The 13,280-nt window shown below is 36.2% G+C and carries 12 protein-coding genes; 8 read left to right on the top strand and 4 right to left on the bottom strand.

Features of this window, described 5'->3' with window-relative positions:
- Nucleotides 1-48 precede the first annotated feature (48 nt).
- The 8 genes from BK577_RS04305 (at nt 49) to BK577_RS04270 (ending at nt 9,205) form a co-directional block, all read left to right on the top strand.
- Nucleotides 49-1,158, top strand: a complete 1,110-nt coding sequence (locus tag BK577_RS04305; RefSeq protein ID WP_078431796.1) for a DegT/DnrJ/EryC1/StrS family aminotransferase — start codon at nt 49-51, stop codon at nt 1,156-1,158.
- 112 nt (nt 1,159-1,270) lie between these two features.
- Nucleotides 1,271-2,026: a hypothetical protein gene (locus BK577_RS04300; RefSeq protein WP_078431794.1), complete on the top strand. Its 756-nt coding sequence runs from the start codon at nt 1,271-1,273 to the stop codon at nt 2,024-2,026.
- Nucleotides 2,019-3,032 (top strand): Gfo/Idh/MocA family protein, encoded by a 1,014-nt coding sequence (locus tag BK577_RS04295; protein WP_078431793.1) that lies wholly within the window; start codon nt 2,019-2,021, stop codon nt 3,030-3,032. Before BK577_RS04300 ends, BK577_RS04295 begins: the two co-directional genes overlap by 8 nt.
- 13 nt (nt 3,033-3,045) lie before the next feature.
- Nucleotides 3,046-4,362, top strand: a complete 1,317-nt coding sequence (locus tag BK577_RS04290) for a nucleotide sugar dehydrogenase (protein ID WP_078431792.1) — start codon at nt 3,046-3,048, stop codon at nt 4,360-4,362.
- A gap of 20 nt (nt 4,363-4,382) precedes the next feature.
- A complete protein-coding gene (locus BK577_RS04285; RefSeq protein ID WP_078431790.1) occupies nt 4,383-5,114 on the top strand; it encodes an acyltransferase in 732 nt (243 codons plus the stop codon).
- Nucleotides 5,115-6,548 (top strand): lipopolysaccharide biosynthesis protein, encoded by a 1,434-nt coding sequence (locus tag BK577_RS04280; RefSeq protein WP_078431787.1) that lies wholly within the window; start codon nt 5,115-5,117, stop codon nt 6,546-6,548.
- A 33-nt stretch (nt 6,549-6,581) separates the two neighbouring features.
- The gene (gene wecB, locus BK577_RS04275) at nt 6,582-7,640 is read left to right on the top strand and encodes a non-hydrolyzing UDP-N-acetylglucosamine 2-epimerase (RefSeq protein ID WP_078431785.1); all 1,059 of its coding nucleotides are present in this window, start codon (nt 6,582-6,584) and stop codon (nt 7,638-7,640) included.
- 206 nt (nt 7,641-7,846) lie between these two features.
- Nucleotides 7,847-9,205 carry an O-antigen polymerase gene (locus tag BK577_RS04270; protein WP_078431783.1) on the top strand — a complete coding sequence of 453 codons (1,359 nt, stop codon included), beginning with the start codon at nt 7,847-7,849 and terminating at the stop codon, nt 9,203-9,205.
- Between the two features lie 54 nt (nt 9,206-9,259).
- Here the strand turns inward: BK577_RS04270 and BK577_RS04265 are convergent, their stop codons facing one another.
- The 4 genes from BK577_RS04265 to BK577_RS04250 form a co-directional block, all read right to left on the bottom strand.
- Nucleotides 9,260-10,408 (bottom strand): glucosaminidase domain-containing protein, encoded by a 1,149-nt coding sequence (locus BK577_RS04265; protein ID WP_078431781.1) that lies wholly within the window; start codon nt 10,406-10,408, stop codon nt 9,260-9,262.
- A gap of 331 nt (nt 10,409-10,739) precedes the next feature.
- Nucleotides 10,740-10,970 carry a hypothetical protein gene (locus BK577_RS04260; protein ID WP_078431780.1) on the bottom strand — a complete coding sequence of 77 codons (231 nt, stop codon included), beginning with the start codon at nt 10,968-10,970 and terminating at the stop codon, nt 10,740-10,742.
- Between the two features lie 348 nt (nt 10,971-11,318).
- The gene (locus tag BK577_RS04255; RefSeq protein ID WP_169908088.1) at nt 11,319-12,638 is read right to left on the bottom strand and encodes a DUF4179 domain-containing protein; all 1,320 of its coding nucleotides are present in this window, start codon (nt 12,636-12,638) and stop codon (nt 11,319-11,321) included.
- Nucleotides 12,631-13,197 (bottom strand): sigma-70 family RNA polymerase sigma factor, encoded by a 567-nt coding sequence (locus tag BK577_RS04250; protein WP_078431776.1) that lies wholly within the window; start codon nt 13,195-13,197, stop codon nt 12,631-12,633. The genes BK577_RS04255 and BK577_RS04250 overlap by 8 nt, the downstream gene beginning before the upstream one ends.
- Between the last annotated feature and the right edge of the window lie 83 nt (nt 13,198-13,280).

The raw sequence follows: 13,280 nt of genomic DNA, 5'->3' as shown, positions 1-13,280 counted from the left end.
ATCATAGGTTATACTAATCTTCACAGAAATAAAGGAGACGATTCTTTTATGAAAGTACCTATGCTCGATTTGTCAGAGCAATATTTATCTTTGAGAGATGATATGCTTCAAGTATTAGATGAGGTGATGAAATCCTCACGTTTTATTTTAGGTGATAATGTCAAAAAATTAGAGCAAGATGTTGCTGCATATAGTAATGTACCATATGGAATTGGAGTAGCAAATGGAAGTGATGCTCTTCATATTGCACTTCAAGCACATGGTGTAACAGCAGGCGACGAAGTCATCACAACACCATTTACATTCTTTGCAACTGCAGGTGCAATTGCAAGATGTAATGCAACACCGGTTTTCGTTGATATTGATCCTGTTACATTTAATATCGACCCTAGTAAGATTGAAGAAAAAATTACAGACAAAACAAAGGCTATCATTCCCGTACATCTTTATGGACAAGTATCAGATATGGATGGAATTATGGAAGTAGCTAAGAAACATAATATATTCGTTTTAGAAGATGCTGCCCAAGCAATCGGTGCTACATATAAAGGGAAAACAGTAGGTGAGCTGGCTGATGCGGCCACATACAGCTTCTTCCCAACGAAAAATCTAGGGGCATACGGCGATGCTGGTATGATCGTAACAAAACATGAAGATCTTGCTGAAAAAATGCGTGTTATTCGTGTTCATGGTAGCAAGCCGAAATATTATCATCATGTTTTGGGCTATAACAGCCGTCTTGATGAAATGCAGGCTGCTATTTTAAATGTGAAATTCCCTCACTTAAATGAGTGGAGTAAAAAGCGCCGTGCACATGCAAATCGTTATTCAGAAATGCTTACTGCTGCTCTTGGTGATCAAGTTGTGACACCTGTAGAGGCTGAAGGAAACTATCATGTGTTCCACCAATACACGATTCGTGTAGAAAAAAGAGACGAGCTGCAAAAGTTCTTAGCAGAACAGGGAGTTTCAACAATGATTTACTACCCACAACCACTTCATTTACAGCCTGTGTTTAAAGAATTAGACTACAAAGAAGGGGATTTCCCTGTGACGGAAAAGGCAACGAAGGAAGCTATCTCATTGCCTATGTTCCCTGAATTGAGCGAAGAACAACAGAACTATGTTGTAGAATGTATTACAAAATTCTATCAATAATGGAGTGTTTGTTTTGATAGAAGGATAAGGCTCGCCACTAGGCGAGTTATTTCCGTTTTTTTTTAAAATATTAGACTCAGTTCTATCCAATCTCGGAAGAAAGGGTATTTGTATGACTGATCAAAAAGAATATTTATTTTATAAAAACCTAGTATTTATATGGAGTAAAAAATGGATTCTCTTAATTATTCCGATTATTATTGCTCTTATTGTGTCCGCGTTTTCGTTTTTTGGTAGTCGTGAGTATGTGGGGAAGGCTGTTTATTATACTTCCACTCTTGATAAGGATGATCTGACAAATCCGTTATTATTGAAAGAGAAATACATAACAGAAAAAGAAAATCTAAAAGCTAATTTTTCGGTTGTATCAAGAGGAAACGTTCAGATAAGAGTAGTTGGAGAGAATAAAGAAGACGTACAAAACGAGTTAACATTACTCGGAGCACAATACTTTGAAGACTTACAAGAAAATTATAAAATCAGATACGAACAAACAGAGAATTCACTAAAATTCTATGAACAAAATAAAGAAGATGTTAAGGCAAAAGATGATTTAATCGATAAAGAAATCGAGGAAGCATCAGAAGAACTGGAAGATCAAATAGTTTCAGAAAACTATTTAGAACTGCTTAGTAGATCTATAACCATGGAAGAGATTGTTTTAGAGTATGAGAATGGAGCTTATCGAAAGAATGTAGATTTAGAAGATTTCGTAGAGCCTAAATTACTCAGTGAAGAAATCACAGAATCAGATAACTATCTCGTTCAAAACATGTTCATCTCTTTTGCACTAAGCTTCTTCTTAACACTTATCGGAATCATGCTTTGGAGATACATTCGTGAAGCTAGGAGGGCTTTAAATGATTAATTTTGCGATAGTAGGGGCAGGGTTTATTGCCCAAAAACATATCGATGCCATTAAAAATGCTGAAGGGGCAAATCTTGTTGCAGTCTGTGACACGAACGAACAGCGTCTTGAGGAATATAAAGGTCTATGTAATGTCTATACAGACTTAAATGAAATGCTGGAGCAGCAAGCAGATATTGATGTTGTCAACATTTGTGTGCCATCTGGTCTTCATTTCAAGCTTGCGGAGATCATTGCTGCTAAAGGCAAGCATATTGTCATGGAAAAGCCAATGGCATTAACGAGCAGTGATTCCGAGAAAATCATTCAGCTTGCTGAAGAAGCTAATATTAAGCTTTCTGTTGTTCACCCAAATCGCTTCCGTCCGGCAATTCGAGCTCTTCAAGATATTAAATCAAAGGGCTTATTTGGCAAGCTTAGCCATGCAAATGCTACTGTGCGCTGGAATCGCGGTCAAGAGTATTATGATCAAGCTGCTTGGAGAGGTACAAAGGAATTTGACGGCGGCGTACTAATGAACCAGGCAATTCATAATTTAGATCTTTTAATTTGGTTCATGGGACCGGTTAAATCAGTTCAAGCGATGGCAGCGACTCGTCTTCGAAACATTGAAACAGAAGATGTAGCAGTTGGTGTTGTTGAATTTGAAAGCGGCGCTTTAGGTGTCATTGAAGCGGCAACAACCATTTATCCTAAAAACCTTGAAGAATCACTATCGATTTTCGGTGAAGCTGGAACAGTAAAAGTAGGCGGTCCGAACGCAATTTATTTAGAAACATTAAATGTAAGTGATATAAATGAAGAAGAAAAGAACAAACTAATCGAAACAATCAAAGAAGACCCATTTGGAAAACCTGGTCATCAGTGGATTATTGAAGATATGGTTCGAGCAGTTAAAACAAATACAGAACCAGTTGTAACTGGTAAAGATGGACTGGCACCTGTCAAGCTTATTGAGGCGTTTTTAGAATCAGCCGAAACAGGAAAGAAAGTCTTTTTACAATAAAGGAGTGAACGTAATGTCTCATTTAGATTCGATTTTATCAAAAATTGAAAATAAACAAGCAGTTGTTGGAGTTGTTGGTTTAGGATATGTAGGTTTACCATTAGCGGTTGAAAAAGCAAAAGCTGGCTTTAAAGTTATCGGTTTTGACGTACAACAAAGCCGTGTTGATCAAGTAAACAATGCTCAAAACTATATTGGTGACGTTGTAAACGAAGATTTAGAAGAAATTATTAAGTCTGGTATGCTTGAAGCCACAACAGATTATAACCGTATTACAGAAGTAGATGCTGTGGCAATTTGTGTACCTACACCACTTGATCATCACCAACAGCCTGATACATCTTATGTAGAAAGCTCTTCAAAAGAAATTGCAAAGTATGCACGTGAAGGTATGTTAGTTGTTTTAGAATCAACTACTTACCCTGGTACAACTGAAGAAATCGTTGTACCGGCCTTAGAGGAAAAAGGCTTAGTTTGTGGAGAAACAGTATTTGTTGCGTATTCTCCAGAGCGTGTTGATCCGGGTAACAAACAATTCAAAACAAAGAACACACCAAAAGTTGTTGGTGGTGTAACAGAAAATTGTACAAAAGTTGCGTCTGCATTATACCGCGCTGTTCTTGAAGGTGATGTGTTTGAAGTATCAAGCCCGGCTGTTGCGGAAATGGAAAAAATCTTTGAAAACACATTCCGTCACATTAATATCGCGTTAGCAAACGAAATGGCGATTCTATGTGAAAAAATGGGGATTGATGTATGGGAAATGATTGATGCAGCAAAAACAAAACCATATGGCTTTATGGCGTTCTACCCAGGTCCTGGTCTTGGCGGTCACTGTATTCCAATCGATCCATTTTACTTAACGTGGAAGGCTCGTGAATACAACTATCACACTCGTTTAATTGAGCTAGCTGGTGAAATCAATAACTCAATGCCTGAGCTAGTTGTTGATCGCATGATGCGCATTCTAAACCATGATGGAAAAGCACTTCGCGGAGCAAAGGTTGCTGTTCTTGGTGTTGCTTATAAGAAAGATATAGATGATGTCCGTGAATCACCAGTTTTAGATATTTTAACGATATTAGAAAAAGAGGGTGCGGACTATCAAGTGGTTGATCCATTTGTACCGGCATTCCGATTAATTGATAAGCAGGTTGAAACAGTAGAATTAACTGAGGAACTATTATCTTCAGCTGACTTAGTGTTACTTGCGACAGACCATACAACATTTGATTATGACATGATTGCAAGCAGCAGCCGTGTTGTATTCGATACTCGTAATGCATTAAAAGATGTTGCGAAAAAGCCAGAGAGATATATCAAACTGTAATTAAGACGGGAGCGGATCGTATGAATAGTATCCATTCAACAGTAGTTGTTCATGATTCAATTACAATCGGTCACTTTAATGTCATTGGTGAAAATGTAAAGATTGGTGAGAACGTAACAATTGGTAACCATGTGACAATTTATGAAGGAACAGTGGTTGGTGACGGTGTTCGAATTGCAGACGGAGCTGTGCTTGGGAAACACCCATCACCGGGGAAAACATCAACTGTGAAGCTTTCAGGGGCAGTTGCACCTCTTCAACTCGGAAACGACGTAACAATCGGTACGAATGCGGTGCTTTATGCTGGTTCAACAATTGGATCTTCAACACTTGTTGCAGATTTAGCAAGTGTCCGTGAAAATGTTGAAATCGGACCTGAGTGTATTGTTGGTAGAGGGGTGACGGTTGAGAACTTTGTGAAAATCGGTCGCAGAGTCAAAATGCAATCAAATGCATATATCACAGCATACACAACGCTTGAAGATTTCGTCTTTATTGCACCATGTGTGACAACAACAAATGATAACTTTATGGGACGTACAGAAGAACGCTTCGATAAAATTAAAGGAGCGGTCGTGAAGCGAGCAGCACGTGTAGGTGGAGCATCGATTCTCTTACCTGGCGTTGTTGTGGAAGAAGAAACATTTGTTGCAGCAGGGGCTTTAGTCACAAAAGATACGGATCAAAAAACGGTTGTTAAAGGGTTCCCGGCTAAACCTGTAAGAATGGTTGAGGAACGGGAGCTGTTATAGTTGTTAAAGAACTTAAAACGTCTAGGAGGGGATTCCCTCCTTTATGCTTTAATGAATGTGGGAACAAAGTTAATCGCATTCATTATGATGCCGATATACTCCTATTTATTACCTCTTGGTGAGTTTGGATATATCGATATTATAGACCGTTGGACGACGATGTTAACGTTCTTAGTCTTTTTAGGGACAGATTCGGCTCTTGCTTTCTATTATTTTGATACGAAAGATGAAAAACGTAGAAAAATTTACTCCCAAAATGTATTTGTGATTAGATTAGCGATGGTCCTTGTTATCTTCTTATTGGTTCTTCTGATAGGACCTTTGGTAGCAAGCAGTATTCTTCCTGCTGAAAATGGAGTTTACCTTTTATTGTTAAGTATAGGGGTCTTATTTTTTGATACAATTACTGCCCTTGTCTTAACGGTTATGCGTTTTGAGTTTAAGACAGTTAAAGTTGTTGTTTTGACTGTTACAAAGATGCTGTTGATTGCCGTTGGCTCTTATCTTTTCTTAAAACTAGTCGTTCAGTCTGTTGAAGGAATTATGTATGCAAGAATCTTAACAGGGTTACTGATCTTTTTGCTTATCTTAAAGCCTTTATCAAAGGTTGTTACCTTCAAGCTTAATCGAGAGGTACTCAAGGATTTAATCAAATATGGTCTTCCGCTTGTACCTGCATCACTGGCATTTTGGATAATCCTGAATTCAAGCTCCTTTTTCTTAGCAACAATGAAGTCACCTGAAGAAGTTGGGATTTACGGGGCTGCTGCCAAATTTGCGGCTTTGATTACTCTTGTGACAAGCGGGATCCAAATGGCTTGGCGTCCTTATTCCATGTCTATTAAAGATAAACCAAACAACAAGGAATTGTTTTCAAAAATTTACATCATTATCTTTTTATTAGGAATAATAGGGGTATTCGTTGTGGCAACCATTATGCCGTACGTTATTTTGCTGATGGAGGATTCCTATCATTCAGCTTATAAATATGTGGCTTTAATTTCTGCGGCTACGTTTTTGAATTTTTATTACTTAATTATTTCCATCGGTATTTTCTTTACGAAGGAAACAAAGGTCATTTCGTATATCTTTGCAATTGCTGCCGGTCTTAGCATTGTATTGAATTTCATTTTAGTCCCTGCTTTCTCAATATGGGGTGTTGTGGCAGCTACGTTAATTTCATACACGTTTGCGATTGTGTTTATTTTCAGAAAAAGTCAAAAGCTCTACTATATCCCATTTCCATCAATTAAAGTGGGATTGCTTTTCATTGTGATGATTGCAGGTGTAATCGGGATTACATATGTTCAGGAAAATCAATTATCACTATGGTATGTTGCTGCGATTTGGGGTGCATTCCTATTATCAATCGGTGCAACCAGAATTGACAAAGAGTTAAGAAAGAAAACCGTTGAAGCAACTGAACCTGCTTAAGAAGCTGGAAATATCATTAAAAGGGTTGATCACATGAAAATCATTACTATATTAGGTGCAAGACCTCAATTCATAAAAGCAGGTCCTGTATCACGTGAAATCAGAAAAAAGCATCAGGAAATTATTATTCACACTGGACAACATTATGATGCAAATATGTCTGATATTTTCTTTGAAGAATTAAATATTCCAAAACCTGATTATCATTTAAATGTTGGTTCTGGTTCACATGGTGTACAGACAGCAAACATGCTTATCAGCATTGAAGAGATCATATTAAAAGAAAAGCCTGACTATGTGCTTGTATATGGTGATACCAACTCGACATTAGCGGGATCACTTGCAGCATCAAAGCTGCATATTCCGATCGTTCATATAGAAGCTGGATTACGAAGCTTTAACAAGAAGATGCCGGAAGAAGTAAACCGTATTTTAACTGATCACGTTTCAGAGTTTTTATTCTGTCCAACAGATACAGCGGTGAAAAACCTGAAAGACGAAAACATTACACATAACGTTTTTAATGTCGGAGACGTCATGTATGATGCAGTTATATATAATCAGGATATAGCTGACTCTTCTACTTTATTAAGTGAATTAGGCTTAACGAAGGATGACTATTATTTGATTACAGTTCATCGTGCTGAAAACACAGAAGACCGTGATCGTATCACAGGTATTCTTGATGCATTTGCGAAAGTGGAGGGAACAAAGGTATGGCCGATTCACCCAAGAACCAAGAACAAGCTTGCTTCATACGGAATCAATCTTGAGTCAATTCCCGGCTTAAAGGTTATTGAGCCGATTGGGTATTTGGACATGCTTGCACTAGAGAAAAATGCTAAGAAGATCCTGACTGATTCAGGTGGTGTTCAAAAAGAGGCCTATTTTGTCAAAACTCCATGTGTTACACTCCGTGATGAAACAGAGTGGGTGGAAACAGTCGAACAAGGAGCGAATATTTTGGTTGGTGCGGATTCAAAAAGAATCGTTGAAGCTGTTCAATCTCTTTGTGAATCAAATTATCCGCCAATATTTGGGGATGGAAATACATCGGAGAAGATTGTTAAACTATTGTCTGAAGCAAAATAAGTGAAACGGGCGGTTATGACTAGTCGCCCTTTTTCTTAAATGGATAAAGTGCAAGGAGAATTATTCGAGAAATATTAGTGTTGCTCGCCAGAAGGTTATAAGTCAAATAGGAATGGAAGGGGAAAGGAACTCCTTCTATTCCTATACGTCTTATCCTTGGCTCCATGTACTATTATGAAAACACCCAATATGGAGGTCTAGTCCAAGTGTTTTATCTTACTATTTGGCTGATTGTTGGTGTATTGTCTTTTTGGTTATTCAAAAAGTCAGCAGGAACAATGTCAATTTTAAAACCAAATGTCTTATCTATTGTTTTCTATTATTCTTTATTTATTTCTTCTTTTATTGGTAGCCTTTTAATAGCACTTAATATTGATGAACATTATATGATCAACCTGCTGGCTGATGATCGATTTAGATCTATTGGCTTTTATACGATATGTTTTGTTATGGTGATGCTGCCATTATCTATGTTATTTGTTTCAAAACTTCTCGGTTTTCAACCAGAAAAGGAGTTCAATGATTATCTTAAAAAACCTGTTCGTGTTGATACAGATGCATTAACGTATTTGATATATGTTGGATTAACATTCATTGGAATTCTTTCGGTTGCCTATACTATATATTATTTAAAAGCGATTCCAATTATCGAGCTGTTATTGGGGAGTAATAATCTGGCTGAATTACGTATTGAGGCTTCTCATAATTTTGGTGGAAATACACTTATTCGAAATATTTTTGCCTTGGGGCTAACACCGATCTTATCAATGATAACCTTTATCTATGGCTATAAAACAAGGAAGCTGAAGTGGTGGATTCTATTTTTAATTACATTTCCCTGTAGTGTATTTATTCAAGTGTATGACCTTGCAAAGGGTCCAATCTTTTTCTATACACTCATGTTTATCCTTTTACTTCTATACTTAAACATCATAAAGCTTACGTGGACACGTGTTTTCATCCTAGGGTCCTTGGGTGTGTCACTAATTGTGATCATGTATGTCTTTATACAAGGAGTAGGGCTGGAGCAATTTACAGACTATAATAGGGGACCTGCAGGACGTTTGATTTTAACTCAAATCGCTGGTTACTATATGCATTTGGAGTTATTTTCAGACCGTTTACCGTTATTACTGGGAAAAAGTATGCCTTCCTCAATTATAGGACTATATGATATTGAGCAAATACGTTCTGCACGTCTTGCCATGGAAACCTATTTTCCAGATCGGGTTGAAGCAGGGACAGCCGGTGTTCTAAATACATTATTTGCCGGCGAGGCATTTGCAAACTTCGGTTATATTGGCTTACTAATAGGTACCATATATGTTGGAATTTATATTCAATTAATTTACATCATCTTTCTAAGATTACAAAAGAATCCTCTGTTCATCTCATTGTTTATTTACTTTACAGTAAATATACCGCGAGTAGTTGTAGGGGGCTTTACAGACTTTCTTTTAAACACGTTATGGGTAGCGCTAGTTATTGTGCTTGTATCTCCTTTTGTATTTGTTAAATTGTTGGAGATGCTAAGGAATCGATCAAAAAAACAAACGCTTGTTTAAAAAAGTGAATGATAAAAAAATCAGACAGCAAAGTGCTGTCTGATTTTTTTTCGGTTAATTGATATAAACCATTTCATTCTTATTATACTTTATTGTATAACCGCCGCCCATATCGAGTTGATCACCATTAATAGTGTAAACTCGGTAAGTACTTCCTTTTTTTAACGTACTGTAAGGTGTACCAGTAGGGCTATACATGACAGTATCTTTTTTGAATTCTAGTCGGCCAACGTGATAAATAGGCTTATCAGATGTTTTTACATAATAGCCGCCACCTACCTGATAGGTATTTGAATCATAATCATAGACTCTAAGTGCTTCACCCTTCTTAAAGGTGCGGTAAACAGTTCCGTCAGGCTTGTACATGTTTGTTTTAGAATCCTTTATTAAAATTCTTCCTATATAAATACTCATTTTACTGCTATTGGCTTCAACCAAATAGCCGCCACCAACATCATAGCTATTTCCTAAAACTCCATACACTCTTATTTGTTCACCTTTTTTAATCGTTCTATGTAGTGAGCCATTTGGTGCAAGCATAGGAACATCAGCTTGTATGATTAATTTTGCTACTGGAAGCTTATGTACAGATTGTAGATCAACCTTAGGAATTGTTAATGTCATCTTGGACATATTGGAATAAAGCTGAAGAATCTTCTCTCCATATCCTTTTCCAGGTACTGCCCATCTTCCGTTTAGGTCTGTCCATAAAGGAGCAATACCTCTTGTCACTAAATGAAATCTTGGATCGTTAAGCACTGTATTTAGTGGCTCTTTACTAGCGTATGCTTTTAAATGTTGAATGTGTGCTCGAACTCCTTCTTCAGGAGTTGCAAAATATGCTCCTTTCACTCCACCGCCGGTTGTTCCAATTCCTGCATAATTGTTTTGTGCTGGAATCACATCTCCACCAAATCTGAAAAAGCCAGTTTCATGAATTGCTTGAGCAAATGCAATATCACCACGCACTCCTTCAATTCTTCCTATTTCTAAATATAGCTCAGCAAGCTGATAGATCGATAGGTTTGTAATTCTAGGATTTACTTCATTCAAGAGAACATAATCACCCATTTGCTTTGAAGTTAGCTTGGAGGGCCCCATAATTGTAGTAGATGCTGCTTTAGTAGGGATATGTTGAAGTGAGAAACTCAAAAGTAAAACAATAACAAAAGATAGGGAATAAAGACGGATGTCTTTTCGCATGTTTTTTATCTCCTTTTTCCGATTTTAGATACAACATGACATATTATAACAAATACTAGATAAGTAGTAATATGATTCTGGTAAAAAAAACAAATTTTCTAGGAATATATGACATTTGTATAAATTTATAAGTTTTACTGAAGCTAGCTGTAAGGAGATAATTGTTAATTTCCCTTAAAGTTACCATAGATATTATGATCTGGAGGTAGTATGATGTGTTTAACAACCTTCAACTTTTATTGTTGCCGTTACCTTCTCTAATTGCAGAGAAGGTTTTTTGTGCATAATTCAAACTTGATGAGATAGCCCGGGCTATAATTATAAAAGCTTATTACTGAGTCCCTTCAGAACCAGGGATAAATCCATTTATAAATGAATAATACATCGCAATTAAGAATACGACTGTAGCAAAAATGTTTGTTAGTCTGTCAGGGATTTTAATGAGGCGGAAAATAAATAATCCAAAGATATAAGCACTTGTACAAATTGCAATCCAACCAATAAATTGAAATGAGAAATCATCAATTAGTATTTTAATAGGATGTTGATCTAAATCGTTCATTTTATCCTCTATACATTCTGGATATATAATATGGCCATATTAATTCTGGGCATTTTCCATTATGTATACCTTTCAACACATTGTTCATATGGCAGATAATCTTTAAATATGGAATGAATTGATTTTGTGATTTTCCTATACCCATGTCTTTCCTCCTATTTGTCCTTATTAATAATATCGGTAGGATTTTTGAAATTTTCACTAGTATTAATTAAAGGTAAGAATTTTTTTGGATGTTCACTATAATGCAGAAGTGAGCCTTATTTTTTTCGGATAATAAAAATAGAGAAAGGTGAACTTGAGTACCCTCAAATTCATCTTTCTCACTATCTGAATCTAGTTATGTCCCTAGTTTGATTGCTCAGGATTTGTTAAAGGAATTTTTGCGTTTAGTTCTTTGAATTCCTCATATTGGATTTTATCTGTTACAACATATAGATCATCCGAGTATTCAACATCAAATTTCGCAATGTTATCTTTACCTGGTTTGTAATTTAAATAAGTACTTGGTTGGAAATATTGTTCTTCTCCATCTTTCTCTACCTTTAACATAAGACTGTTACGTAATTGCTTAAGATTTCCATCAATTGAATAATGTACCCAGACTTGATTTTGTTTTTCTTCAACCTTTGAAATAATGAGTTTATTCTCACCATCTTGAATTAATTCAATTGGAAAGGAATTATTAATAGGTTTTTTAATTCTTACCATACCTGTAGTCTCAGCTGGAATATATGCTTTTAGTAGGAGATACTCGGGTAAAACTTTTGGTGAATGAAACCAACTAGTTGATGAATGTTTATGAGTTCCACTATAACTATCTAAACCTATACCATACGAATTTAGAGGAAGAATTTCATTTCCTTTTGGATCGAGTAATTCGAAAATTACACCTTTATTATATAAAGGAGATGCTCTGTCAACCTCTTCATTTGAACCTTCTTCATACCTGAACTTAAGTGCGCTTTGTGACGCTATTACTTCCTTAATCGATAATTGTAGATGATCTTTTTTCACAACAGTTTCCGGATTAAATCTTTTTATATCACCAGGAATCTTCTTAACGGGGATGGTGAAATTCCAGTTTCCTTTTTGTTCTTGAATTTGTCTAATTTGTAATCCAAGTTCAAACTCGTCTGGGAATTCCTTATATAATTCAATTGCTACTACTGCAGTCCCTTTTTTATCGCCGTCATGAGATATAAGAGTTAAATCAGGACCTTTATTTTCTCCGTCGATTGTCACACGATATCCTCCAGTTACACTGTCTAGTTCTTCATCCGTGGTAGACATAGCTTCATATCCAACTAATATTCGAGAGCCGTCATACATAATTTGATTAACCGTTACCTTTATACCGTTATCTACCACTGTCATATTTAAGGGTGAGTACAGGCTTGATTCATCTATATATTCAATTTGCTTCTGATCTGCAGGATTTGACTCTTCAACTGGCTTCCAAGGTGAAGTGATGATTAGTACAAAAATCAATGCAACAGATAAAGAGGAGGCTATTATGACAGGAAAGTTGAAGCGTCTTTTAGATTTTCCTTGCTGATGATGGATCTCACGTAACACTTTCTGTCGATCTTCTTTTGTAAATTCCAAGTCTTTGCTAATCTCATCTTCAAGAAGTAAATCCTTCAACGTATTTAATTTACTAGTCATAGAACACATCCTCCTTTTGCAAGATTGGCTTTAGTTTTTCTTTTGCTCTTCTTAACCTGGTTTTTACTGTGTCAATCGATAGACCTAAAATAGCACCTGTTTCTTTTAGGCTTAGCTCTTGTACATAATACAAATAGATGACATCTTTGTATTTAGCTGATAATTTGTTAATACACTCATCCACTTGCTGCTTCGTGTTATTCTGAAGGACAATTTTTTCAGTACTACTACTCTTGGGGTTATCTGTATGTCTCATTCCAATCGGAACAACTCTACGGAAGTAGGACGATCTTAAGTAGTCTTTACATTGGTTGATCGTAATGCTGTATAACCAGGTTTTAATTGTAGCGTTTCCTTTAAACGTATGTAGATTTTTATAACATTTAATAAATACATTTTGAACGATGTCTTTTGCTGTTTCTGCATTTTTTGTGTAAGTAAAGGCAAGTCTAGTTAGTTCGGTTCCGTGCTGTTCCATTAATTCGTTTAAGATTAGATCCAGGTCGTCAGCATGTGTATTGTTTAAATCTTGATAGTACACTTCTCCTTTAGATTTCATATTTTTCCTCCTTTCCAATTATTAGACGTGGGACAGCTGAGAAATAGGTTCACTTTTTTCCATAAATCGTAAATTAGGCTAAA

Source organism: Metabacillus halosaccharovorans (assembly GCF_002019635.1).
Lineage (GTDB): Bacteria > Bacillota > Bacilli > Bacillales > Bacillaceae > Metabacillus > Metabacillus halosaccharovorans.
Note: the sequence above shows the minus strand (reverse complement) of the source record. Positions and strands in the feature narration are given on the sequence as shown.

Excerpts from the sequence above, each read along its gene's own strand:
- BK577_RS04305 (WP_078431796.1), top strand. The coding sequence starts at position 49 with ATGAAAGTACCTATGCTCGATTTGTCAGAGCAATATTTATCTTTGAGA.
- BK577_RS04300 (WP_078431794.1), top strand. The coding sequence starts at position 1,271 with ATGACTGATCAAAAAGAATATTTATTTTATAAAAACCTAGTATTTATA.
- BK577_RS04295 (WP_078431793.1), top strand. The coding sequence starts at position 2,019 with ATGATTAATTTTGCGATAGTAGGGGCAGGGTTTATTGCCCAAAAACAT.
- BK577_RS04290 (WP_078431792.1), top strand. The coding sequence starts at position 3,046 with ATGTCTCATTTAGATTCGATTTTATCAAAAATTGAAAATAAACAAGCA.
- BK577_RS04285 (WP_078431790.1), top strand. The coding sequence starts at position 4,383 with ATGAATAGTATCCATTCAACAGTAGTTGTTCATGATTCAATTACAATC.
- wecB (WP_078431785.1), top strand. The coding sequence starts at position 6,582 with ATGAAAATCATTACTATATTAGGTGCAAGACCTCAATTCATAAAAGCA.
- BK577_RS04265 (WP_078431781.1), bottom strand. The coding sequence starts at position 10,408 with ATGCGAAAAGACATCCGTCTTTATTCCCTATCTTTTGTTATTGTTTTA.
- BK577_RS04260 (WP_078431780.1), bottom strand. The coding sequence starts at position 10,970 with ATGAACGATTTAGATCAACATCCTATTAAAATACTAATTGATGATTTC.
- BK577_RS04255 (WP_169908088.1), bottom strand. The coding sequence starts at position 12,638 with ATGACTAGTAAATTAAATACGTTGAAGGATTTACTTCTTGAAGATGAG.
- BK577_RS04250 (WP_078431776.1), bottom strand. The coding sequence starts at position 13,197 with ATGAAATCTAAAGGAGAAGTGTACTATCAAGATTTAAACAATACACAT.